The organism is Methylocaldum sp. GT1TLB, assembly GCF_051027445.1.
GTDB lineage: Bacteria > Pseudomonadota > Gammaproteobacteria > Methylococcales > Methylococcaceae > Methylocaldum.
Genome location: NZ_CP194898.1, coordinates 1018056 through 1040600, shown reverse-complemented (window position 1 = coordinate 1040600; position 22545 = coordinate 1018056). Strand labels below are relative to the sequence as shown.

Sequence of the window (22545 nt, the reverse complement as noted above, 5' to 3'; positions counted from 1 at the left end):
TTCCCAAGGCAAGGAACGTCGGATAGATGCTGTAACCACCCAACACAGAAACAATAAGAAACACCCGTGGGAGTCAGTAATTTGGTACGACTACATTCGGCTTTGAAGGCAGCCTCGTTGTGGGCTATGAGTTATGCGTCCGGGGTGCACACGCAATATACCCGATTTGCGCTTATCGGGCATGCACGCACGGGTTCAAACCTCTTGTTGGACGTATTCCGGTCCAGCTCTGAGGTCGAGATGTTCCATGAGATATTTAGCTCGGATAACCGGATTATCGGGCAAGGTTTTAATGAAGGTATATCTCGTCTATATAACGAATATGCACGCTGCGTCCGCGCGGTCGGGTGCAAGATTTTTTATAACCACTTGACCAACCAAGAATGGACTGAATTCCAGAAATTGAAGGAATTCAAGATCATCCACTTGATGCGCCGTAATCGCTTGAGGACACTGGTGTCCCTGGCCATCGCATTCAAAACCGATATTTGGCTGCAGAGGAATTTGCGGAAAAAAGTTCCGGTTGACCGAAAGAAAGTCCACCTGGAACCGGGAAATTTAGTTGCGCAAATAATGCAGATCCAAAATTGGGAATCCCAAACACGTGGTCGATTCGCAGACCACGATATGCTCGAAATTTATTATGAAGATTTGGTGGACGACTTCGATAACATAGCCTCGAAGGCAATAAACTTCGTAGGCGCCAAACAATGGAATTCAAATAGGATCGCGTATAGGAAGCAGAATCCGGAGCCGCTCCATCAGCTTATTTCGAACTTCGACGAAGTTAGGGGGGCGTTGAAGAATACGCCATGGGAAAGATACCTTGAATGAGTTTTCCGAACGAGGGAGTGACCATGGATATCGTAAAAATTTCGCAGAAGCTGCTGACTGAAATTGGAGCTCAACTCGATATACATCGCTCGGAGAAAGATATTTTGCCGATTTTAGGTCAAAGGAATTTTAGAGCTAATTCGTCAACAGCTTTTTGAAGGCCATGCTTCGAAATGACCCTATTTTGATTGTCGATTTAGCGAAATACTACGGAGGCGTGGATGTACGCGTTACCGCCTTAGCGCGAATGCTTCACGGCGAACGTCCTTACGCCGTCGCGACTTTGAAGGGCTCGGCATTGCATCATCGCCTGGAAGCCGCTGATTTAGTCTCGTTCCCCGTGCCGTTTTCACGGGGCGATCCGAGAATATTGCTCTATTTGTATCGCCTAATTCGAAAAGGCGGATATAAGGTAGTGGATACTCATAATCCGCAATCCCAGTTTTGGGGGGGATTGGCCGCAACATGGGCAGGTGCAAGAAGTATTTGCACTGTTCACAGTGCGTATGGGCTGGAATACGCCAACACTCTGAAAGGGCGGCTATACGAGCTGGTTTTGCAGTTGAGCTATCGGCTCGGTTTTCACTTTATCGCCGTATCGGAATCGGTACACCAATATCTCGCCGAACTAGGCATTCCATCGACACGAATTTCGCTAATCCACAACGCCATAGAATATACCGAGGAAACATCGGCCGGGCGGGCTGCTCCATTCTTCAAGGAGCTAGGATGGAGTTCCGACGTGTTCGTAGTCACGGTAGTCGGCCGGCTCGAATCCGTAAAAGGTCACAGGTTCTTGTTCGAGGCATTGGCACGCCTGGCGAAGTCCAGGCCTCGGCTACGGTGCCTGGTCGTGGGAGACGGCTATCTGCGCAGCGAATATGAAGAACTGGTAAGGAAGGCGGATCTCGAACAGATTGTCCACTTTGCAGGCTTTCGCAACGATGTCTCCGTCCTCTTAAGCGGCAGTGACGTGTTTTGTTTGCCTTCTCTTTCCGAAGGTCTGCCGTATGCGGTCCTGGAGGCATGCAATCATCGTCTCCCCTTGCTTTTGAGCGGAGTGGGAGGGCTAGCCGAGCTATTCGACCACGGAAAAACCGCGTTTCTTGTTCCGCCAGCGGATGTGGATGCACTGGCGAGAGGAATCTGTTGGCTCATGGATTATCCGGTCGAGGCAAACGGTTTAGGCGAAGCCGCTTTTCACGCTGTCAAGCAGAAGTCCGGTACTAGGCAGATGTACGGGAAGACCTTGGAAATTTATCAATCTGGTTTACCTCTATAGGCACTGAGATATTTCGAGTTAAACCGGTGACTACGAAACGATCGAAATATCACGGGTTTTGCACCATTAACCAATGGAACGGCTAACCGTAAGAACAAGGGCAAGGGATTGCATAATGCGCAGTATTTCGGAAAAGGTAACTATCAAAACATTCCGAGGGATATCCGGTCTCGAGGAAATCGCAACGGAGTGGGAGTTCATAACGAAGGTCATGGATGGCAAGCGATTTTTTCACCTCGCGGACTGGTACCGTTGTTATCTAAATGCTCTGGAAGACCAGCCCGATACGGTGTTATTCACGGTGGTATATGTAAGCGACAATCCGGAAGCCATTTTCCCACTGAAGATATCATCGCAACGAATATTCGGGCTGAAGATGAGGGTGCTGCAACTCCCGAGCCATCCGCACATGTGCCTCAATGATTTTGTGGTTGCTAAACCTGAACGCGTAAAAACTTACGTGCCTCTCGTTTTAAAACATCTGAAAGAAGTGCCAGGCCTTTCCTGGGACTATATTTATCTCCCGCGTGTCCTTGAAGAATCAGCCGCAGTCACTGCACTAGCTGAACAGTCTAATATCTGGAATGTTCGAAGATCCTGTGGGCAATGCGACTATTTAGTTATGCGTCCTTATAATCTAATGTTTCAAGGGTTTTCGAAAACTTTCAGAAATAATATGAGACGAGCAAAAAAGCGTGCCGAAGATTTAGGAAACATAACCTACACGTCTGCATCAAAGCATCCGGAACTCGGCATGGCTTACGAGGCTTTTTTAGATGTTGAAGCCTCTGGTTGGAAAGGGAGAAAAGGATCTGGTACAGCCATAAAACTAGACAAAAAGCTCGAGTCCTTTTATAGGCTGATAATGGAACACTACTCCCGATCAGGCGGATGCGAAATTCATATTATGTGGCATGATAAAAAGCCTATATCTGTGGAGTTCAGTCTTATTACGGATAGTACCCTTTATACCGTAAAGATCGGTTATGATGAAAACTATTCATTCTGTAGTCCAGGTCATCTGCTTCGCGAATATCTTATGAATTATTATGAGAATAAGGGTGGAATTAGTTTTAATAATTTGATTACGGATGCATCATGGCATAGTGGATGGAAGCCACAATTTTACAACGTATTTCACTACTATCTATGTAGGCCGACCGTGCGAGGATGGATTGCTTACGTATATCAAAAAGCACTTCTTGAAATTCGCCCGGTATGGTTGGTGTTGAAGCCGAAGTTGAGGAATTTGAATATCATACCCGGGCGATTTGCTCGTGCTTGACTAATAGGCAAAGGAGTCGCAATTCGTTGAGTAAATACGTAGCAAGTGAAACTTCATGTGTCGTATTAGCAAGGTTGTTTAGAGTGGCCGATAGTTCGATGATTTAGGCCATTCATGAACCTTTCGACACTGTCATCAATGCCGTTAGACAAAGACATCAAGGGATTATGATGTTATCAATTTTTTGGTTATGTCTAGGCTTAATTTGTTACGTCTATATCGGATACCCCATCTTAATTACAGCGCTTGCCTCGGTAAGACAACGTCGAATCGACGCAGCGCCGATTCACCCGACAGTCAGCTTGATTGTTTGCGCTTACAATGAAGAGGATATTATAGGCAGGAAAATTGAGAACAGTCTGTCATTGAATTACCCGGCGCATCTGCTCGAGGTGATAGTGGTTAATGATGGGTCGACGGATAGAACGTCATCAATAATCAGTAAATATACCGATAAACCGGATATCACTATTGTTCACTCCCCTGTGCGGGAAGGGAAGGCTGCCGCGATGAATCGGGCCGCCGCTCTAGCCAAGGGTGAAATCCTGATTTTTTCGGACGCACGTGCCATTTATCGTGCCGATAGTCTAAAGCTTCTGGTTCGGAATTTTAATGATCCAGAGGTCGGATGCGTTAATGGCAACAGGCGTTTGCACAAAAACAGATCGCCGATCTTCGGCTCCGAGAAATCGTATTGGGGCTACGAGGCTTACATTAAAACGAAGGAAACTCAATGCGGGTCGACCGTCAGTGTCAGCGGGGCGATGCTCGCCATTCGCGCATCGATATTCGAGCCTATACCGACCAATATGATTCTCGATGATGCCTGCCTCGCCATGCAGACATTGCGGAAAGGATTTCGAGTCATCTACGATCCGGCGGCGCTGTGTTTCCAAAGTTCGGCGATGTCCACGCGCGACGAGGTTTTGCGAAGGCAGCGCATTACAGCCGGACGCTTTCAGATGCTCCTGGATGCTCGGGCATTATGGCCATGGAACGACAAGCTCGCAATTTTCGAATTGGTATCTCATAAGGTCATGCGTCTCTTCCTGCCGTTCTTCAGTGCCGGTGTCTTTCTTTCCAGCGCGGGATTGATGTTTTTACCGGATACTCCCGAAATAGTGATTGCATTATTTTGGGCCCAAATCGCATTTGGTTTCCTGGCCGTTATTGGATGGATCTCGGAAAAGTTCGGTTGGAAGGTAGGGCTGTTGGGGATTTGGTATTACATCGCGAGCGGAAATTTTGCGTCCTTCCGCGGTCTGGTGAGGTATTCGAAAGGTAGGCAGACCGTTCTTTGGGACAAAGCGCGCCGTACGGAGTGAGGGCAGATTCGTTCTGCGAGCGCTTTCCTTTTCGATGGTGAGTTCGGTCTGCTGATGAAGCGGTAACGACTCCGGCAAGCGGATCGCAGCTTCCAAGGACGTTCGATCAGTGTTGTGGCTGTGGGGTGTGGGGCGCACGGATGCCCTGAGGCCCATCGAGACGGCACGACGATAGTCCGCGGGAAGTCAGGCGCCGACGGATCGTCCATCGAAAGGAGGTGCACAGCCGTCGAGCGGGGTAGGGCGGCCTCGAGACCGCCCATCCGCTGACGACAGCGGGTTTACCCAGCCGAGTGTGTCCACTGTTCCCAAATGCCGGCCACTCCGTTCGAAGGTCTTTATGGGGACGGGATTCGAGCCAGGACCGGCACGCCGAGCTTTTCTTCAACACCTTCCGGTGTGTAAAGCCCGCGTCGCTTCAACTCAGCAAGGTAGGCCACGATGAAGGCAGCCAAAAGCCCAAAAAGCGCACCAACCATTACCTTTAAGAGTCTTGCCGCGTTTAATGGCTTCGGAGATATCGTGGGCTCCTGGAAGACGCGGACATTGGTAACTTTCTTGAGGTCCAGTTCTTCGGAAATCTTGGTTTCCTCGAGTTTGCTCAGATAATCACGATAGAGGCCTTCCTTTACCGCTAGCCGCGTTTCAAGATTAAGCAATTCTCCCTTATGCATATTGATGACCGATAGTTGATCGTTGACCTGCCTCAGGGTCTGCTCGGCATCCTTAATGGTTGTCTGGACGCTCAGCAATTCGGGCTCGAGGTGGGTCGTTTCCAGTTCCAGCGCCCAGTAAGCCTGGTTCGGCTGACGCCGAATCTGCGCCGCTTTTTCCTCTTCGTTCTGGCGCATGAATGCCTTCACGTTATCGATGTCTTGTCGAACTTCACTCACGGTTCTGCTGTTTTCATTGTATCTCCGCAAAAGCTCCTGCTCCTTCAGCTGAAGCTCGAGGAGCCTTTGCTGCGCAAAGTCCACCCCCGTGGACAACGGATCATTCCGCGGAACCCTGTTTTTCAACTTTTGCAGAGCGGCCAATTTATGAGACAGTTCATTAGCCCTCGATTTGGAAAGCCGGAGCGTTTCCTCTACGGCCGACTGTCTTTGCAACAGTAACCGTATCTGTTCGTCGACGTTAATTATCCCGTACTGTTGCTTGAAGTCGCGTAGATTCTGCGTGGCTTCTTGCAGGCCTACGGTGTACTCGGCGAGTTTTTGCTCGAAAAACGGAGCGCGGGACTCTCCGTAAATTCGGACGTGCTTATCGATAAAACTGTTAACGAGCAAGTCGACGACCCGCTTCGCGACAACCGAATCCGGATGGGCAAAATAGACGTGGATGACGCCCGAATTTTTCACGCTTTTGACGGCGAGAGCTTTGTCGAAATTCAATAGCGCCGCATCCATTACGGATTGATCCTGAGGATTGGCGTCTTTAAGTTCAGGGTATAGCGTTTTGATGCCTATCGAAGTGATTACTTTTTGCCGTAAGTCTGTGCTATTCAGAAGCTCCGACTCCGTGTTGAGCAATTCCTCCATTTTGAATTCACGCCTAGAGCTACTATAGGGGCCGCTGAATTCAGGTATGTATTTGTACTCACGACCCAGGTTGAACAACAACGCGGCATGTGCCTCATAAACCGGTTTTTCAAGAATTGCGGTAATTGCTCCAGCCGATAAGGCTACTAAGAAAGCCACCAAAGCCTTGCGTTTATGCCTGATCACCATGGCGACCAAATTAGAATCTCGTATTTGACGATTAGAGAGCATCACTGTTATATCCCTATAGTGAGTTATTGAAAAAGTTAAGTAGAGAGCGAACGCTTACCAGAGTGAGCCATTTCCCACTCGGCTGCTTGCGGTAAAGAAAGGGCAATTCCCATCAGAATCCAAAAATATTTTGGATAAGAGTCGTGCAGAAATAAGCTGCTCACAAGAAAACCGAAAACTCCTATGCTAAAGGCAGTTACCAAAGTTGCATAGTCGTGGCGTCCTGCTTGTTCGAACGTGTATCTTGCCTGCTTCAGGCTCTTGACCATAAACCATAGCAGAGTTCCGAAACTCACCAAACCGATAAGTCCTCGTTCAGCGGCTATCTGAAGATAAAGACTATGTGCGTTTCGATTTTCGCCGCGATTCATAAGGTGTAAGTCCTGGCTATAGCGCTGGAAATTGAAAACATAATTACCGGCTCCAACTCCGAACAACGGGTTATCCGCGAACATACGCAACGCGATTTGCATCTCCGCCTTGCGTCCGTCGACCGAAATGTCTGCGGCGCTGGTTTCGGATGGATCTTTCTCTCCGGAAAACGTGGCGACCATATCGTTTATACGAGTGACATAAGCACTCGGAGCAAGGGCGAGCAGGCAGATTAGTACGGCGAGGCCTGATGTTAACACCTTGGGAGAAACGCGAATGTGCATAAGTGCAAGGCACAGCATTCCGAATATGCCCACAAGTGCGCCGCGAGAGTAGGTGAGACTGATGGCCAGGAGTACCAAAGCGAGCGTAATTGCCGCTAGTGGGCGAAGCAACCGAATGGGTTCGTTTAACAGCCGCTCGATACATAATGGCACTATGGGTAGAAGGATAAGGGCATAGAAATTGGGGTCGGTCAAAGGGCCCGATATCCGATAATCGCCCAATTCCTTTGCGAGCTCATCATATTCGGCATTTGCAAATCCAGCGAACTTGAACCAATAAGCACCAGTAACAAATTGGGCAAAATTCATGGATACTAAGAATAGTGCCCCGAATCCTAGTGCCCAAATCAAGAGCCTAAACGAGGCGGCAGTTCGTGATATTAGTATTATGAGAATACAAATCATTCCTTCCCTGATGTTATTGAAGACGAATTCCTGTGCGTCCCGAAAGTAGTCCGAATAGGATAACGACGCCAAGACGAGCAGCATGTATATCAGGACGAGCAGGGCCGGTTTGGCGGCTCCAACGGGTCTATCGCCACCGATGAAGCGAAGCGTGAATGCGGTGAGCAGCGCGGCGCCATACAACTTAGTCGGCGATGGTGCACCGTGCTCGATGGCGACATCCGAGGCATTCGTATAAATGATGAATGTCAATGCCGCCAAACCCCAGTCGGTACGTGCAAAAGTGAGAACGGCGGCTGGAATTCCGACAAACACGACAATGAACATCAGTGCCAATTGAAGAGCTTCCAGTTGGGAAATCAATACAACCGGCACCAGCGCACTCGCGCCTAGGGCCAAAAGATCCCATTTTTGTGCGGCGATCCGCCGCCCGATCCCTTCAGGTTGGGATAGCCAAGTCCATGGTTTTGCAGACACTCTTTTCTCCTTATGTTCGATCGAAAATTGCACTGTTCTCCCTTAAGGGAACAATTTGCATCGCGAGCCCGTCCGGCTCAGTTTGCTAACAACCGAGTGAGCGCCGGGTCAGTATTACCTGGAAAGTTCGCAGAAGGATTTCCAGGTCGAGTCGGAGACAGGCTCGCTGAATGTAAGCGATATCGAGTTGTGAGCGTTCGTCGAACTCAGTCTTATTTCTACCCAGAATCTGCCACAAGCCCGTGATTCCCGGTATCGCATCCAGGCGTTCGGTTTGCCAGAGCCGGTAGGTTTCGGGGCGGAAAGATGTCGGCCGTGGTCCGACTAACGTCATTTGGCCGAACAAGAGATTAAAAATTTGCGGGAGTTCATCCAGGCTCGTTTTCCGCAATATCTTTCCTACGCGGGTTATCCGCGGGTCATTCTGGATTTTGAAGTCCGGCCACTGTAGTTCGTTCAAGTGCATGAGTTCACATTTGAGCGCTTCAGCATTTGGAACCATGGTTCTGAATTTAAAGATACAAAACCGATAGCCGTTCTTACCGGTCCTTTCTTGTAAGAAGAAAATGGGATCTCGTGGAGATTCCAGTTTAATGAACAATGAAATAATTAATATTAGCGGTATCCACAATGGACTCGTAAGTATTACAAATAGCATGTCGAATAGCCGCTTGGCTATCAAGTAACCCTGGTTATTGGAGATTCTTAGTCTTGGCTTGAATCGACCTAACCAGTCGAGATCATTTCCATATCGCTCTCTTAGCGTTGGGGTAATCATGCAGCTTGCTCCTCGGTTTCTTCGACAGGCAGGGGCTGCTTGCCATCCACGATATTTGACTCGGCGGTTTTGATTAAGGCTTCAAGTGTGAACCCATCGCTTGGAAAAGACGCTGCACCAACCGATACGGGAAGGTCCAGATCCTTCTTGGCGCTCGTTTGTATCCGTTGAGCCACGGTATTGCATGCTTCGAGACTTGTTGACGGACACATGATTAACAACCGGGAGTCATGCTCGGTACACATTACGATCATGTCGCTGCGTCGAAACCCGGCGACGATCCGGTTTATCAACTTTACCGTCAGATAGCGCTTCAAGTAGCGTTCGGCAAGCTCATGAAATATCATTTTTCGATAGTGGGATAGCGAGTATTTGTTAAGGTTTTCCTTCACGTCTAATACGATAACGCTAAGCGGATTTCCGGATCGCCTGCTTTGATAAAGATATGTATTGATTTCATTCATGGAGTCCGGGAGCTTGGCGATCGGTTTATGCAGATCTTTCAAGAGCATGCTTTCCAGTTCCTCTGAAACGTAAGCTATCCACCTGGCGACGGCATGGGAGAAATACACCGATATACTCAGAAGAATGGTTTCTAAAAAACCGAAGATGTAATTATTGTATTGGGTATTATGGCGTGCCGATAAAGCGAGGTTTGTACTTATAACTAATAGGAGAGGCAGGTATATGGAATGTTTGGTCCAGAATTTCCAGCCCGCCACGATAGTGAGCACCGACAAGGCGGCTAAAATTTTTGTGGGAGTGGAGATGCTGGCGATCGAACCCGTTCCCAGATCTAAGGTATTTAGGCCGAAAAGTATAAAGACAGTCGTAAGCAGACCAAGCAAGTCCTTTGAAATAGATTTCATTTGCAAACACTCCTTTTCTGCAAACTTTATTCTCTCTATCTGTCCGTTAAGATTCTCCGAATAGTGAGAGGGCGCTGCATCAAGTCCTCGTGCTGCGCGCAATCGCTGTATGTATTTTTACCTCCGATAAATTGAACGATAAGCCGTCAGGATAGCTCCAAGGTGGCGGGTTTGACTTCCGCGCTTCGGCCGGCTGCGCGCAGGCGCTAAATTCACCTTGGGTGCAGCGGAATGAATGTCGACGTCGACAGCTCGAGCGATCGGGACCGCTTCAAAGCCGTCATAATGCAGATCGAAAGTTTTGCTGCACTCCGACAAATTTAGATGAGCTAGAGGACGGTATTCAACATCGTGATGCAGGAACGGCCAGGCAACGAGACCGGCCGGAGAGTAACGCGGCCGCGACAATCCGCCTGCACGGCGGTGCCTCGGGTTCGCGTGAATGGGGGTGCTGTCCATCGCCAGACTCCAAAAGTCGATTATCCTCCCTGGGACGGACCGGGACTGCGCGAAGTCCGGCCGAATGCGTTCACTATATCAAACAGTCGCGTAATCAGAATAGACAAAAATCAACAAAAAATCGGCTTTTCGAAGCTCGATATTGTTAAGAATAACTTTGTTTGAATCTTTCCGCTGCCCCGGCAGTCCAACTGGCCGATAGAGGTTCAACTAAGTCATAGCAACTGAGCCGGTTTCGAAACATGCGACGACGGCCAGTGTAACAAAGGCGTTAAGCCGCCACTCGCCCCGGTCGAGATAACAGCCAGGAGGAACTCGGCGTGATGCACGCAACGGGCGACGTGTATCAACAATGCAATAGGGAATCGCATCTCTTGGCGTATCGGCAAGATTTATATTAGAGTACGAAGCGCCAGTCGGTTTGTGTATCGCACGATGAACAAGGAGGGCAGACCGGTAGGGTTCTGCCTTAATAGTGCTGTAAGCAGAGTTGGGACTTATGACATGACGTCATAAGAATGGCCTGCGAACGAATTCGCGACAAGGGATTGAACAATGATTCATGCTGGCAGAAAGACCGTACATGCCGTGGCGTGGAACTACGCGTCTTTTGCACTGAGCAAAGGCGTCGTACTGATCACCATGGCAGTACTTACCCGGCTCTTGCCACCCGAAACCTTCGGGATAGTCAGTCTAGCGACAATCATCATTTCATACTTTTCGCTGCTGCAAGACTTGGGTTTAGGAAGCGCCCTGATACAGCAGCGAAACGATGTACAGGAAGCGGCGAACACCGTTTACGCCGCGAATCTGGTCATCGGAATTCTTTTTTTTCTTTTTACCTTCGCCATAGCTCCGGCGGTTGCCGTCTTTTTTCGCGCACCGGCGGTCGAGCCGATGTTGCGGATACTTGCTTTGACGTTCCTCATCGATCCTTTCGGTTCGGTCCACATTGCGCTTCTTCAGCGGGATTTGGCGTTTCGCAAAAAGCTGATACCGGATCTCGGGCGATTGCTTATCAAAGCAGTTGTCACGATCGTTCTTGCCGTCAAAGGATTCGGGGCATGGTCGCTGATCATCGGACAGCTATCGAGTTCGCTTTCGGGCGTCATCCTAGCGCGCATCGCACTGCGGCAAAAACTCAGGATGCGCATCAAAAAGCCGCAGCTTGGCCGCCTTTTGAAGTTCAGCATACCCTTCATGGCATTTAACCTGATTAACGCACTTGTATCGAATATCGAGTTTATCGTTATTGGACGAACCCTCGGAGATGCGGCGCTCGGGATATATTCGATAACTTATCGTATCGTCGATCTACTGATTATGAATGTGTGGGTGGTATTGGCGGGAGCGATGTTTCCCGCGTTAGCGACGATACAGCACCAGCCCCACTTGCTGCGACGAGCATTTCTTTCGGTAACCCAATACGTTCAGGTTTTTATTGTTCCGATCTCTCTCGGTCTCATTATCACGGCGGAACCTATAGTCAAGGTTTTGCTCGGGGCTCAGTGGTTGGGCGCGATTCCGATTCTCCGGTTGCTGCCCGTTGCATTTCTTATTTTCTCGATCGGAACGACAGCGGGTGATATCTATAAGGCAATTGGACGCCCGGCACTGTTGTTAAAAATGGGCATACTACACATCATGATACTGATTCCTTTACTTCTCGTGGGTGTTCAATACCAGCTCGTAGGGGTGGCATTGAGCCTAATCGCAACGGCATTCCTAGTCAAAATCGTTCATTTGTTCGTAATCGTACGGGTGATAGGGGTTACGGTGTCGGAATTGATGCGCGCACTCAGGCCGGCGTTTGTCGGCGGGACCGCGCTCACCATTGTTACCACCCCGCTGGTCTACAGCATCGGCGATCAGCCTCCCGTGGTGCAACTGTTGGTTGCCGGAGTAACGGGAGCCGCCGCTTATTTCGGAACACTATGGCTTTTAGAAAAGGAGGTCGTTATTAAGGGAGCAAATACGATACTCGATGCCGTCAGGCGTTAAGGCAGCGAAAGAATGCTAGATGTCGAGCTTTCGTAAACCAGGTACCGAATTACGTCACGTATTTTTGTAAACCACGATTTATCTAATGGACAGGATGCTATGAACGGAGTCAACCCGATTGCGCGAGGTCGCAAAGCTATTTCCGGTCGTCTGGCACGGCTGATGACGCTGATCATCATCATGGGCTGCTATGGGTGTACGGTTAACCGGCCCGTCCTTGATCCCAGCGTGGCATTGGCCGAGGTGGAGAGCAGGTATGAGGTTCCGCCTAATTACATCATTCAGCCCGGAGATCAGCTGGACGTGAAATTCTTTTATACCCCTGAGTTCAACGAGTCGGTAATCGTGCGGCCGGATGGCAAGATTTCTCTCCAACTGATCGACGACGTGCAGGCGGCGGGGATTAACCCGGCGAAGCTCGACGAAGTCTTGACGAACGCCTATTCCGGAGAGTTGAAAGATCCCGCCGTCACGGTGCTTGTCCGGACGCTTACCGAGCCAAGGGTCTACTTGGCGGGCGACATCGCAAAGCCGGGATTCATCACGGTAAGAAACAAGATCGGGGTCCTCCAAGCCATAGACGAAGCCGGGGGATTCCTGGAGACTGCAAATATCAACGATGTCACCGTCATCCGAAAAGGACCCAACAACCAACCGTTGACGCATGAAGTCGATGTGGAAAATATCCTCGACGGCGAGTTAAGCGATTCGGATTTTCTGCTTCAGCCTACGGATGTCGTTTTTGTGCCGAAGCGCGGGGTGGCGAAGGTTGCGGGTTTCATGGATCAAATCCGGAAAATACTGATGCTCAACGGGCTCTTCATACCGCTGTTTTGAGGTTTGAGGAAAGGACCAGCAGTATCTGGAACGATTTAGGACCGTCGGCGGACTGTTCCGCCTATGAGATCGCGAGCGACTCGCGCCTCATGACGCATGAGCAGCCTGAGGGAAAGGTTGGCGAAACGGATTTTTCCGGTGTTCGGTTGATCTATGAATGCATCCCGGGGCGAGAAAAATCCCGCCCGAGGATGGATCGACGTGGCCGAGTGTCGAAACCCGGCTGAGGGAGAGTTCGGAGTAGAGCTGGGCCCACCGACGATTATCGCCTCTCGCAATCGAATCGCGGGGAGGCGGATACGGCGACGTGGGTTCAGAACTGCTCGGCTTGGGCTAGCCCAGTCGGTATTTACCCTGCGTGCGGTCTCACTTTGAGAGGGAACGGACGAACTGTCTTATCTCGAGAAAACGCGCACGCAGGGTTTCCGTACCGATAAGCTCGATCAGTATTGGTCGCTAGGAGCTATCGCATAGATACGCTGTTTGGTCAGCAAGCCATCGAGCAGATCGGTGGGATAGTTCTTATAGTTGATGTATTGCTCTCCCAAGCCCAGCGCCTCCCATTTGGCTTTGGCGGTGGCGTTGTCCTCGAACTGGAAGTGCGCGCCGCCGGCCGTGTCGGAGATGAACCAGCCGTAATCCCTAAGGGCCACGGCGATGATCCGCGCCGCCTGGCGGGTCTGGTCCGACAATTGGCTCGGCAAGGAGTTCACCCACTCGTCGATCTCGGCATCGGTGATGTTCAGCGCGAACCGGGTGCCCATGGGCATACCGTTCTGGGTAACCCGACCGTCCGACTTGGTGGCCGGCGCCACGAAGGTCTTCGCGGTGTTCCGGCTCGGCATCGACAGCGCGTGCTCGATCTTGCCCTGGGCAATTTCCTCAGGTCTCACCAGCATGGCGAGATAGGAAATGCCGCAGCCGCGCGAGGGCTTGAAGCCGTCTTCCTTGGTCAAGTACGAGCCCGGCACCAGATTGCCGTTCGAGATGCGAATCCGGGAGCCGTTAAAGTTCACCTGCCACAAATCCCACTCCTGTCCGCTGTCCGGGTCGAGGATGATCACCTGGCCATCGGAGCCGGTCGCGGGCTTCCAGTCCGGGCTCCAGGGGATCTTGGTACCGTTGAGGTTACCCATCCCCGCCTGGACCTGGTAAGAGCCCTTCGCGGTGCCGGCCATGTACACCGGATAGGTATAGCCGCTGAAGGACAGATTGAAATTGCCGACCCGCGACGGCGAATATTGCCACAGGCGATTGGTCAAGGCATCGGACTGGGGATGGCGCGGCAGCCCGTCCACCGGTCGGTTCCAGGGCGCGTTCGGGCCGAACGGACGAACATAATCGTCGGCGGCACCGGCTGATTGAGCCATGACCAGGGTCGCTGCTATCGACAGGCCATGGACGGCTTTGCGTACGATTCTATGGCTGCGACCGTCGGCAACTCGTTTTTCGGCGCATTTGGCTGAAGGAAGGTAAGAGTTTACAAATTTCATGGTTTCTCCCGTGGGATTTTTTCGCTACAAATTCGAGGCATAGCGGCTCTTCGCGGCCATGCCAGGTTATGTAAGCTTCAGTGCGACGGCTGATCTAAACCGCCGTAATCACCGAGCTTTAGCGTCCCTGGGACCAACTCCATCATTCCTGACAGGTTCAGCGTTGGTCGAACTACCGGCTGTTCAAGCAGTTCCATTCGTTTTCCAAAAGTACGAGCACCCCCCCTTTTAAGCTATGGCTGAATCCCATGTGTCTTAAGTACCGCTTCGAATAACTCAGTGATGAAAAAGGCATCAGCCACGTTTGATGAAGGCAAACGTCGGTGACATTCATTACTGGGTTATTCAAGGCTGATTGAGTAGGCCCGAATGTTTTTCGGGGGAACTGCTCTGGGAGCAGCGTGTTGCCCTACTCACGGGGTCGGATATCCGAGACCGCCAATTACCTAAGGGGCACAAAGGCAAGCATGTTTAACGCTTCAGTTTCCAAGCAAAAAAGCGCAAGTGGATTGAAGTAAAACCAATTTTTGTTGTCGGGTAGTCGCTCGTCACTTGCGTAGCCGATGAAAGCATGTGCCGTGCCAATATCGATCAAACCTAGAGCTGACGCGGGATTGGCTTTTTGGGGGTGTCGCCGACTACGTAGAATTACTTATCAATCGACGCTGATATGCGACAGAGGATCGCTCCTATCCAAAAAGATGTGTGGTTCGATGGAAGAGGACGCGCCGGGCGTATGCAGCGAAAATGGGGTCACTGGAGGGGGCGGAAATGACACCCGAAACGCATGTAAGGGATCGGAAAGTCGAGGGGTCGCCGGAGAGCGACGGTTAAGCACATACCCCTTGCACCATAGAAAGGCGACACAAGTCGTGATTGTTCGTCTTTTCTCATCCGACGACTGTTTGATATAGTGAAAAACGTTTCGGCCGGACCGTTCTCGTTCCCGGCCCATTCAAGGAGGATAGTCGACTTGCGGAGAGTCTGGCGATGGACAGCGCACCGTTTCCGCTTCATCTAAACCCGAGGTCCCATTGGGGGCCAGCATTCGCTGCTCCGTCCGACGGGTGCTATTCCTCGGAGCAAATCGCCATTCCCTCGATCGCGTGCGGAATTCAAGCTGAGGGAAACCGTAATCTCGCTGACTAGCCAAGGTTTTTGATCTTCCGTGCGGGGTTTATCGAGGGCGGAAATCGCCGGGCCTCACGGGTTGTTGGATCATCGAGCGATTCATGGCGTCAGTGCTGATACAGGGAAGTTGTCGGTACCTTATATATAAGACAGGGATTTAAGATGAGGATATTTGTCGTCGAGCCTACGGGCCAGGGAGGGTTGGTGCACTATGCCTACGAGTTATGCACCGGACTCGCGAATGCCGGAGCGGACATCACTTTAGTGACCGCAGATGAGTATGAACTCAGCGGCTGTCCGCATAATTTTCGTGTCGACAAGCGATTGCATCTGTGGAAGATCGTCGATTCGCGCGCAGTGCGAAAGCAGCCGCGAGGAGTCCCGGCGAAAACGTGGCGCCGGTTCTGGTGGACCGGCCGAAGAGTGTTGAGGTTTTCTCGACTACTCGGCCAGTGGATTCGCCTGACGAATTATCTGATCGCCGAGAAACCCGACGTCATTCTGTTTGGACGGTTCTATTTTCCCGGAGTCTCGCTTTTTCTTCGAAGGCTTAAGCGTCATGGCCTGGTCTTGGCGGACGTGTGCCATGAGTACGAGTTTCGCGATCCGAGCTTGTCTCGAATCAATGCCCTGATCGATCGGACGACGGGGTTTTTCGAGAAAACCGTATATAAAGCGTTCTCCGCCGTGTTCATCCACGGGGAAATAAATCGGGATCGGTTCTTGGCCGAGCTCGAGGTGCCTTCCGAGCGCGTCCACATCATCCAGCACGGGGTGTCCAGTCTATTTTTCAGTCAAGCCCAAAAGGTCGGCTTAGCCGAGCGTTATGGCATCGAGGCTTCCGACCGGGTGGTACTGTTTTTCGGCAATCTTCGGGTGAGCAAGGGCGTTCCCGATCTCCTTCGCGCCTTTGCTTTGATCGAGAGCGATAAATATCGAGCCAAATTGGTTGTCGCGGGCTACCCGACGCAATCGGTCGACGTAAACGAATTGCGCAGACTGGCCCGGGAGTTAGGAATAGAGCGGCGCACGATTTTCGATATTCGTTACATACCCAACCATGAGGTGAGCGAATTGATTCAGCTCGCTACGGTTGTGGCCTTTCCGTATCTCAGCGCCACTCAAAGCGGGCCGCTGATGATAGCCCACGCTTTCGGTCGGCCGGTCGTGGCGACCTCGGTCGGCAATTTTCCGGAGGTGGTAAAAGACGGAATCACCGGTCTCCTTGTGCCGCCTGCGTCTCCGCCGGCCTTGGCCGGTGCACTTGGAAAGATTTTAGCGGCCCCGGATCTCGCCGAAAAAATGGGCAAGGATGCCAAAGCGCTCGCCGAGAGACGGTACAGTTGGAATTCCGTAGCCAGAGACATGTTGACGGTACTCCAAGACATCGCCTTGGGACCCGCCGTCCGCGGAAAGACAGCTTCATCGGCAAACGACGCACGGACGGTAATACGATGATCAAGATCGAGATCGTTCAATCGGAAGAGGGATTTCTCGCGCTCGCATCGGAATGGAATGCCTTGCTCGACGCATCCGGGCTGGGAAATATATTCCTCACCTGGGAGTGGATATCCACATGGTGGACCTGCTTTGGCCGAGGACGCTACAAGCCGTGGGTCATTACAGCTCGCGACGGAAACGATGGCCGGCTGGTCGGGCTGTTGCCGCTCGCTTCGCAAACGGTAAATCTCGCCGGTCTCCGCCTGCGGCAACTATCGTTCATGGCCGGCGACCGGGTCATCGACCATCTCGACGCGATCGCTAAACCAAGCCATAGCCATGCGGCGATGCCATTCTTCGTCGATTGCCTGGTCGGAAAGTCGGTCGAGCACGATGTCGTCCGGCTCGATGCCATGAAAGCCGATTCGGCCTTTGTCAAGGCACTCCTCGATACCATCGAGCAACGGCCTGATGATGCCAGCCACATGGCGATCGACTCGGTCTGCCCTTATCTTTCGCTTCCCGATACGTGGGACGGTTATTGGGCCTCGATCGGAAAACAAAGCCGATATAACTTCACCCGCAAGGCCAAACGGCTTCAGGCCCGAGCGAGCGGGCCGGTCAGCTATCGAAGGGTCGAAACGAAAGCAGAGCTTTCAGATGCTATCCGTGAGCTCGTGCGTTTGCATCAGGCCAGGCAGCAGCAAAAGGGTAACCCCGGAGCGTTCGCGCAGAAGCGGGCGATCGAGTTTCATACCGCGGCTGCCGAGCGTTTTCTGGACAAAGGATGGCTTCGGCTGTACTTGCTTACCGTCGGGAGCCAGGTGATCGCGGCCATCTATTGCTACAAATTCGGCGGCAAATTCAGCTTTTACCAATCGGGCTACGACCCTGCTTGGGCCGAGTGCAGCCCGGGCGCCTTAATCATGCTGCATGCGGTTCGAGAGGCGATCAGCGAGGGTGCCGAGGAATTCGACTTTCTTCGCGGCGAGGAGCCTTACAAGTCGTTATGGACCAGCACGGCGAGGACGGACCTGCGTTTACGGATTGCCACGAGCATGCCTGGCTGGCTGATTCTCAGAGCATATCAGCTGGCCTACCAGGGCCGCCGCGCCATCAAGGCGAATCTCGGTTGGGGTAACCGCCATGCCAAAGCCGCGTCCTAACCGCATACTGTTCATGATCGATTCTCTTGGTATGGGAGGTGCCGAGCGGATGCTGTTCAATTATCTCCAGCATCTCGACAGGAATCGATACGAGCCCCGTGTTTGCGTGTTTCGGGTCCGTGACGGAAATCCCATTGCCGCCGAAATCGAGAGGTTGGGGGTGCCGGTGGATCTGCTGCCGGCTTCGGGTATCCGCGATTTCATGAATGTGGTGTCTCTCGTGCGCTATCTCCGGCGTCACGGAATCGATCTGGTACATACCCAGCTCGAAACGGTCACGGTACACGGCGGTATTGCCGCCAAAATCGTCGGTCTTCCGACTGTGCACACTCTGCATACATTTGCCTATCCCGAAGCGACGTCAAAAGAAATCCGCAGAAGCGAAGTCGCGTGGTTCGCCCTGAGAAACTTTCACGACAAAATCATCGCGGTTTCTGCGGCGGTCGGCGATTATGCCGTGGCCAAAGGGCGCGTGCCGCCGGAAAGGATTTCGGTGCTCTACAACGGAATCGATACGAGTTCCTTTCGCCGTCGCAATGAAGCAGACCGAGCGGCAGTGCGCAAGACCTTCGGGATACCGGCGGATGCGGCCTTGGTCGTCACGGTTGCGGTATTGCGTCGGGAAAAGGGAATCCAATTCCTGATCGAAGCGTGGCCGGACATCCTCGAAGCCGTGCCGAACGCCTATTATCTGATCGTCGGTGCCGGCCCTTTCGAAAGTCAGTTGAAGTCGCTCGCCACGACTTACAAATTAACGGATCGAGTGTTATTTGCCGGTGCTCGCAACGATATTCCGGAGATATTGGGAGGCAGCGACCTTTTCGTGCTTCCCACACTCGACGATGTGCTTCCGACCGTGTTGGCCGAAGCGATGGCGAGCGGTTTGCCGATCGTGGCGAGCCGTGTCGGCGGAGTCCCCGAGATGGTGGAACCCGGCAAGAACGGTTTGCTTGTCGCTCCTGCCGACCAAACGCAACTGGCGGAAGCCTGTGTTCGTCTGCTGCGTACGCCAGACGAGGCGCTGCGGCTGGCGCAGGGCGGACAAGACGTCGCCGAGGCGCGTTTTAATGTTCGAAATCAGGTGCGAAAGCTCGAAAACATCTATCAGGAACTTCTGGAGCGGACAAATTCCTCCTGATAACTCGGTATTCGAGCGTCACCGTCCGCGCAACCTGGTGCCATTCGACGTTCGAGCGTTTTCCGAATCGGTGTAAGGGATTCGGATATGTAGGTCAGCAATCCCTTGCCCACGTATCGGCTGGCACGAATCCGTACACCGGGATGGAACACGCTCTCAGCTGACCTCGGCATTGGAACGATAAAGTACATGGTGCACCTTGCATTGGAACGACATTCGCGTTAGACCGGGGTGGACGCCATAGCGTCTAAGTTCCAGCATTGGCGTATGTGCCGTATTCGGTCCCTGAATGGTTGTTGCTGCTGCGAGGATTCCGAAGTCTTTAAGAATATGAATTATTTTGTAATCGTAATCGGTGGACCCACCGTTCGGGTATGCGAATAACCGGCAAGCTTGGCCCGTCCAGTCGGATATCGAACCAATACTTTCGTCGATTTCATCACGTGCTGCCTTAAGCGGAACTCTCGTTAGAATCGAATGAGAAGCCGTGTGAGCCCCAAAATGGATTAGCCCGGAGTTAGTCATGGCAGTTATCGCGTCCCGATCCATGATCCGAAAATCCGATGAGGAATCGAGAAGACTGCTATCAACCTCGAGCTTCTCGATAATTCGCTCGAGCTGTTCCAGAAGATCGCAGTGTTCCAGTTTCTTGAGGTAACACTGTAGTTTTCTCGATGCAATGGCCTTGGCGTTTACTGTGGATAGGTTAAATTTAAGGCCTTGCCATTCAAGAGTCGGCATAAACGTATTTGCGATCGCCTGAATCAAGCGGCAAAACCAAATCGTCTTCGAAGTTCCGACAAAGCCGGTGTTTACGAATACCGTTGCCGGAAAATGAAATTCCCGCAGGATCGGAAAAGCGACGTCAAAGACATTTTGATAACCGTCGTCGAACGTAATGACCACGGTCGGACGGTCGATGGATCCGGATCGCAGCCGCTGAATCGCGTCCGGCAAAGCCGCGACTCGGCAATATTTGGCGAGGTATTCCATCTGCTCTCGAAACTGAGCCTCGGTAATAAAGCAGTAATCCGGCACCGATAACGGCCGCCGCACTACGCCATGATACATCAGTATCGAGAGTTTGTTTTTGTATAACGATCTTGGCAAAAGCCAAGATAATCGAAAAGCAGACTCGGTTAATGTAAGAGAATCCCGCTCGATCGGTTTGATAACTGATTCTGGGTTTGACATATAGCAATCCTGCCATGGCTTTAAAGTCCATTTTAAAGTCACTCTCGTTAGCCGATGATATTCCGGTTAACGATGGATCCCGAGTGTATCAGGTGAATCTCAGCATGATCAATGAAGATGAGGCAATCATAACGGACAGAGGAATATTATGTACAGTAAAAACCACTCGAAAAACGGTTTTGATGATTCAGGAGCGAGCAAGATATGGCCGATGCTTCAACGGAGTATGGAACACGCATCTATGACTCCTGCCGGGACCGATATCTCATGAGCGGACAGTCATGTTACTCGACTAACTAAGTATCATACGGGCTATTTTTGAATTCCGGAAATTATGTAAGCAATACATTACGAGTGATCGGCCGGTGTGACAAAAAGACGATTCCTTGAGATTAAGCCGAGCCGGTTGTGTTTCTACCGAATATCGAGATAAACACCGTTACGCCTGTCGTTTTTCGATGAATACCGCGGTCCGGCCGCAGGCAGCCGGATTTGCCGCGACACGGGCAGGTATCGAGCTCCGGAAGGTGCCGCCAGGTTATACTTCGCGCCATTTTGCGGAATCGGACCTTCAATCGTGATCGCTACGATCGTTATCGTTTTCTCCCTCGTTTATATCGGCATGATTTTGGGCGGCTTGCCTTTTCTCCAGCTCGATCGTACAGGCATTGCGGTGCTCGGCGCGATCGCTCTGATTGCCACCGAGTCGCTCACGCTCGAGGAAGCGGGCAGGGCGCTTCATGTTCCCACCCTGATTCTTCTTTTCTCGTTCATGGTCATTTCGGCTCAGTTGCGGCTGGGCGGATTTTATACGCTGGTGACGGAAAAACTCGGCACGCTCCGGGTGAGTCCAGCTGTGTTCTTGGCGGCCCTGATCGCTGCGGCGGCGGGGCTTTCCAGCGTGTTCAGCAATGACGTCGTCTGTCTCGCGACGGCCCCGGTATTGATCGATGTCTGTGTGAATCGTCGCCTCGATCCGGTGCCTTTTCTGCTCGCCTTATCCTGCTCGTCCAATATCGGCTCGGCCGTCACGCTCATCGGAAATCCGCAAAACATGCTGATCGGCGAGACCCTGAAAATGTCGTTCGTCGATTATCTTCGAGACGCCGCGGTTCCGGTGGGCCTGGGGCTTGCGATAACCTGGCTGCTGATCGCACTGTGCTGGCGCGGACGTTGGGAGTTCGAGCCGAGCCGGATCGGAGTCGACCAAGACCCGCGTCTCGAACGGCATGCGCGTTTCGATCCTTGGCAGACGATAAAAGGGCTAAGCGTTGCAGCCGCGCTGTTCGCGGCGTTTCTGTTTTCCGGTTGGCCGCGCGAAATATTGGCTTTAGGCGGCGCCGGCGTACTGTTGCTGTCGCGGAAACTTCATTCGAGACATATGCTCGGTCTCGTGGATTGGCAGATCATCCTGATGTTCATCGGGCTATTCATAGTCAACCATGCCCTGGAGATGACGGAGCTGCCCAGGCAGGCCGTGTCGGCCTTGGCGAACGCCGGACTCGACTTGCACGATCTCGGGCCGCTTTATGGCGCATCCTTCCTGCTCAGCAACGTCGTGTCCAATGTACCTGCCGTGATGTTGCTCCTGCCCATGGCCATCCATCCGGACGCGGGGCTGCTCCTTGCCTTGTCGAGCACCTTCGCGGGCAATCTGCTGATCATCGGAAGCATCGCGAACATCATCGTCGTGGACGCAGCGGCACGCCGGAACATCGTGATCACCTGGCGACGTCATGCCATGGTGGGGGTGCCGGTAACCCTGCTTACCATTGCTATCGGTGCCGCGTGGTACTGGTCGAGAATGAGATGATGCCGATGGTCCTTGCTTGGGATAAGGGAGATCGTCCCGTCTTGCATCACGCGCAACGACACGCCGCCGACCTCATTGCGCGCATTCGAAAACTGCAAACTTCCAGAGTTCCGGGAGTTGTGATGTCCGAATGGAAAGCATTGTCGATTACTTCACCCGCTAATCCGGTCGGCTCTCTGAATTCGACGGCAGG

The 22545-nt window shown here is 52.1% G+C and carries 17 protein-coding genes; 11 read left to right on the top strand and 6 right to left on the bottom strand.

The genetic code is table 11. The features are described 5' to 3' along the window. Nucleotides 1–240: 240 nt before the first annotated feature. The 5 genes from ACR2R1_RS04440 to ACR2R1_RS04420 all read left to right on the top strand — a co-directional run bounded on the left by ACR2R1_RS04440 (nt 241) and on the right by ACR2R1_RS04420 (nt 4726). Nucleotides 241–834, top strand: a complete 594-nt coding sequence (locus tag ACR2R1_RS04440) for a hypothetical protein (protein ID WP_168175510.1) — start codon at nt 241–243, stop codon at nt 832–834. Nucleotides 835–857: 23 nt separating this feature from the next. Continuing rightward, the gene (locus ACR2R1_RS04435; RefSeq protein WP_276205414.1) at nt 858–992 is read left to right on the top strand and encodes a hypothetical protein; all 135 of its coding nucleotides are present in this window, start codon (nt 858–860) and stop codon (nt 990–992) included. Between the two features lie 26 nt (nt 993–1018). Beyond that, nucleotides 1019–2116 (top strand): glycosyltransferase, encoded by a 1098-nt coding sequence (locus tag ACR2R1_RS04430; RefSeq protein WP_168183786.1) that lies wholly within the window; start codon nt 1019–1021, stop codon nt 2114–2116. 115 nt (nt 2117–2231) lie between these two features. Beyond that, nucleotides 2232–3401 carry a GNAT family N-acetyltransferase gene (locus ACR2R1_RS04425; protein WP_166642432.1) on the top strand — a complete coding sequence of 390 codons (1170 nt, stop codon included), beginning with the start codon at nt 2232–2234 and terminating at the stop codon, nt 3399–3401. Nucleotides 3402–3568: 167 nt separating this feature from the next. After that, on the top strand, nt 3569–4726 hold the full coding sequence (locus ACR2R1_RS04420) for a glycosyltransferase family 2 protein (protein WP_133716169.1): 1158 nt from the start codon (nt 3569–3571) through the stop codon (nt 4724–4726). A gap of 338 nt (nt 4727–5064) precedes the next feature. Here the strand turns inward: ACR2R1_RS04420 and ACR2R1_RS04415 are convergent, their stop codons facing one another. The 4 genes from ACR2R1_RS04415 to ACR2R1_RS04400 form a co-directional block, all read right to left on the bottom strand. Then, on the bottom strand, nt 5065–6453 hold the full coding sequence (locus ACR2R1_RS04415; protein WP_434114199.1) for a GumC family protein: 1389 nt from the start codon (nt 6451–6453) through the stop codon (nt 5065–5067). Nucleotides 6454–6530: 77 nt separating this feature from the next. Further along, on the bottom strand, nt 6531–8033 hold the full coding sequence (locus ACR2R1_RS04410) for an O-antigen ligase family protein (protein ID WP_434112839.1): 1503 nt from the start codon (nt 8031–8033) through the stop codon (nt 6531–6533). 85 nt (nt 8034–8118) lie between these two features. Next, nucleotides 8119–8811, bottom strand: coding sequence for a sugar transferase (locus ACR2R1_RS04405; protein ID WP_133716166.1), 693 nt, complete (start codon nt 8809–8811; stop codon nt 8119–8121). Then, on the bottom strand, nt 8808–9680 hold the full coding sequence (locus ACR2R1_RS04400; protein WP_434112837.1) for a GGDEF domain-containing protein: 873 nt from the start codon (nt 9678–9680) through the stop codon (nt 8808–8810). Before ACR2R1_RS04400 ends, ACR2R1_RS04405 begins: the two co-directional genes overlap by 4 nt. A gap of 1014 nt (nt 9681–10694) precedes the next feature. Between ACR2R1_RS04400 and ACR2R1_RS04395 the strand changes: the two genes are divergently transcribed. Both ACR2R1_RS04395 and ACR2R1_RS04390 read left to right on the top strand, forming a co-directional pair. Next, nucleotides 10695–12140 (top strand): lipopolysaccharide biosynthesis protein, encoded by a 1446-nt coding sequence (locus tag ACR2R1_RS04395; RefSeq protein ID WP_434112835.1) that lies wholly within the window; start codon nt 10695–10697, stop codon nt 12138–12140. Nucleotides 12141–12239: 99 nt separating this feature from the next. After that, nucleotides 12240–12977: a polysaccharide biosynthesis/export family protein gene (locus ACR2R1_RS04390; protein ID WP_133716164.1), complete on the top strand. Its 738-nt coding sequence runs from the start codon at nt 12240–12242 to the stop codon at nt 12975–12977. 443 nt (nt 12978–13420) lie between these two features. Here ACR2R1_RS04390 and ACR2R1_RS04385 read toward each other — a convergent pair whose 3' ends face one another. Beyond that, nucleotides 13421–14470, bottom strand: a complete 1050-nt coding sequence (locus ACR2R1_RS04385; protein WP_434112833.1) for a hypothetical protein — start codon at nt 14468–14470, stop codon at nt 13421–13423. A gap of 1293 nt (nt 14471–15763) precedes the next feature. Between ACR2R1_RS04385 and ACR2R1_RS04380 the strand changes: the two genes are divergently transcribed. From ACR2R1_RS04380 to ACR2R1_RS04370, 3 genes are read left to right on the top strand one after another with little or no spacing between them, the layout of a single operon-like run. Beyond that, nucleotides 15764–17059: a glycosyltransferase family 4 protein gene (locus ACR2R1_RS04380; RefSeq protein WP_434112831.1), complete on the top strand. Its 1296-nt coding sequence runs from the start codon at nt 15764–15766 to the stop codon at nt 17057–17059. Further along, the gene (locus ACR2R1_RS04375; protein ID WP_434112829.1) at nt 17056–18207 is read left to right on the top strand and encodes a GNAT family N-acetyltransferase; all 1152 of its coding nucleotides are present in this window, start codon (nt 17056–17058) and stop codon (nt 18205–18207) included. The genes ACR2R1_RS04380 and ACR2R1_RS04375 overlap by 4 nt, the downstream gene beginning before the upstream one ends. A 13-nt stretch (nt 18208–18220) precedes the next feature. Then, on the top strand, nt 18221–19345 hold the full coding sequence (locus ACR2R1_RS04370; RefSeq protein WP_434112827.1) for a glycosyltransferase: 1125 nt from the start codon (nt 18221–18223) through the stop codon (nt 19343–19345). A 156-nt stretch (nt 19346–19501) separates the two neighbouring features. Here ACR2R1_RS04370 and ACR2R1_RS04365 read toward each other — a convergent pair whose 3' ends face one another. After that, entirely contained in the window at nt 19502–20539 is a 1038-nt protein-coding gene (locus ACR2R1_RS04365) for a polysaccharide deacetylase family protein (RefSeq protein WP_077732111.1), read from the bottom strand. A 577-nt stretch (nt 20540–21116) separates the two neighbouring features. Here ACR2R1_RS04365 and ACR2R1_RS04360 point away from each other — a divergent pair. Further along, nucleotides 21117–22352 (top strand): anion transporter, encoded by a 1236-nt coding sequence (locus tag ACR2R1_RS04360; protein ID WP_434112825.1) that lies wholly within the window; start codon nt 21117–21119, stop codon nt 22350–22352. The last annotated feature ends 193 nt before the right edge of the window (nt 22353–22545 follow it).

Bases quoted from the DNA above. Each gene is read 5' to 3' on its own strand.
- ACR2R1_RS04440 (WP_168175510.1), top strand. From the start codon at position 241: ATGTTCCATGAGATATTTAGCTCGGATAACCGGATTATCGGGCAAGGT.
- ACR2R1_RS04370 (WP_434112827.1), top strand. From the start codon at position 18,221: ATGATCGATTCTCTTGGTATGGGAGGTGCCGAGCGGATGCTGTTCAAT.
- ACR2R1_RS04420 (WP_133716169.1), top strand. From the start codon at position 3,569: ATGATGTTATCAATTTTTTGGTTATGTCTAGGCTTAATTTGTTACGTC.
- ACR2R1_RS04395 (WP_434112835.1), top strand. From the start codon at position 10,695: ATGATTCATGCTGGCAGAAAGACCGTACATGCCGTGGCGTGGAACTAC.
- ACR2R1_RS04400 (WP_434112837.1), bottom strand. From the start codon at position 9,680: ATGAAATCTATTTCAAAGGACTTGCTTGGTCTGCTTACGACTGTCTTT.
- ACR2R1_RS04380 (WP_434112831.1), top strand. From the start codon at position 15,764: ATGAGGATATTTGTCGTCGAGCCTACGGGCCAGGGAGGGTTGGTGCAC.
- ACR2R1_RS04375 (WP_434112829.1), top strand. From the start codon at position 17,056: ATGATCAAGATCGAGATCGTTCAATCGGAAGAGGGATTTCTCGCGCTC.
- ACR2R1_RS04415 (WP_434114199.1), bottom strand. From the start codon at position 6,453: ATGGTGATCAGGCATAAACGCAAGGCTTTGGTGGCTTTCTTAGTAGCC.
- ACR2R1_RS04365 (WP_077732111.1), bottom strand. From the start codon at position 20,539: ATGTCAAACCCAGAATCAGTTATCAAACCGATCGAGCGGGATTCTCTT.
- ACR2R1_RS04385 (WP_434112833.1), bottom strand. From the start codon at position 14,470: ATGAAATTTGTAAACTCTTACCTTCCTTCAGCCAAATGCGCCGAAAAA.
- ACR2R1_RS04435 (WP_276205414.1), top strand. From the start codon at position 858: ATGGATATCGTAAAAATTTCGCAGAAGCTGCTGACTGAAATTGGAGCT.
- ACR2R1_RS04425 (WP_166642432.1), top strand. From the start codon at position 2,232: ATGCGCAGTATTTCGGAAAAGGTAACTATCAAAACATTCCGAGGGATA.
- ACR2R1_RS04390 (WP_133716164.1), top strand. From the start codon at position 12,240: ATGAACGGAGTCAACCCGATTGCGCGAGGTCGCAAAGCTATTTCCGGT.
- ACR2R1_RS04405 (WP_133716166.1), bottom strand. From the start codon at position 8,811: ATGATTACCCCAACGCTAAGAGAGCGATATGGAAATGATCTCGACTGG.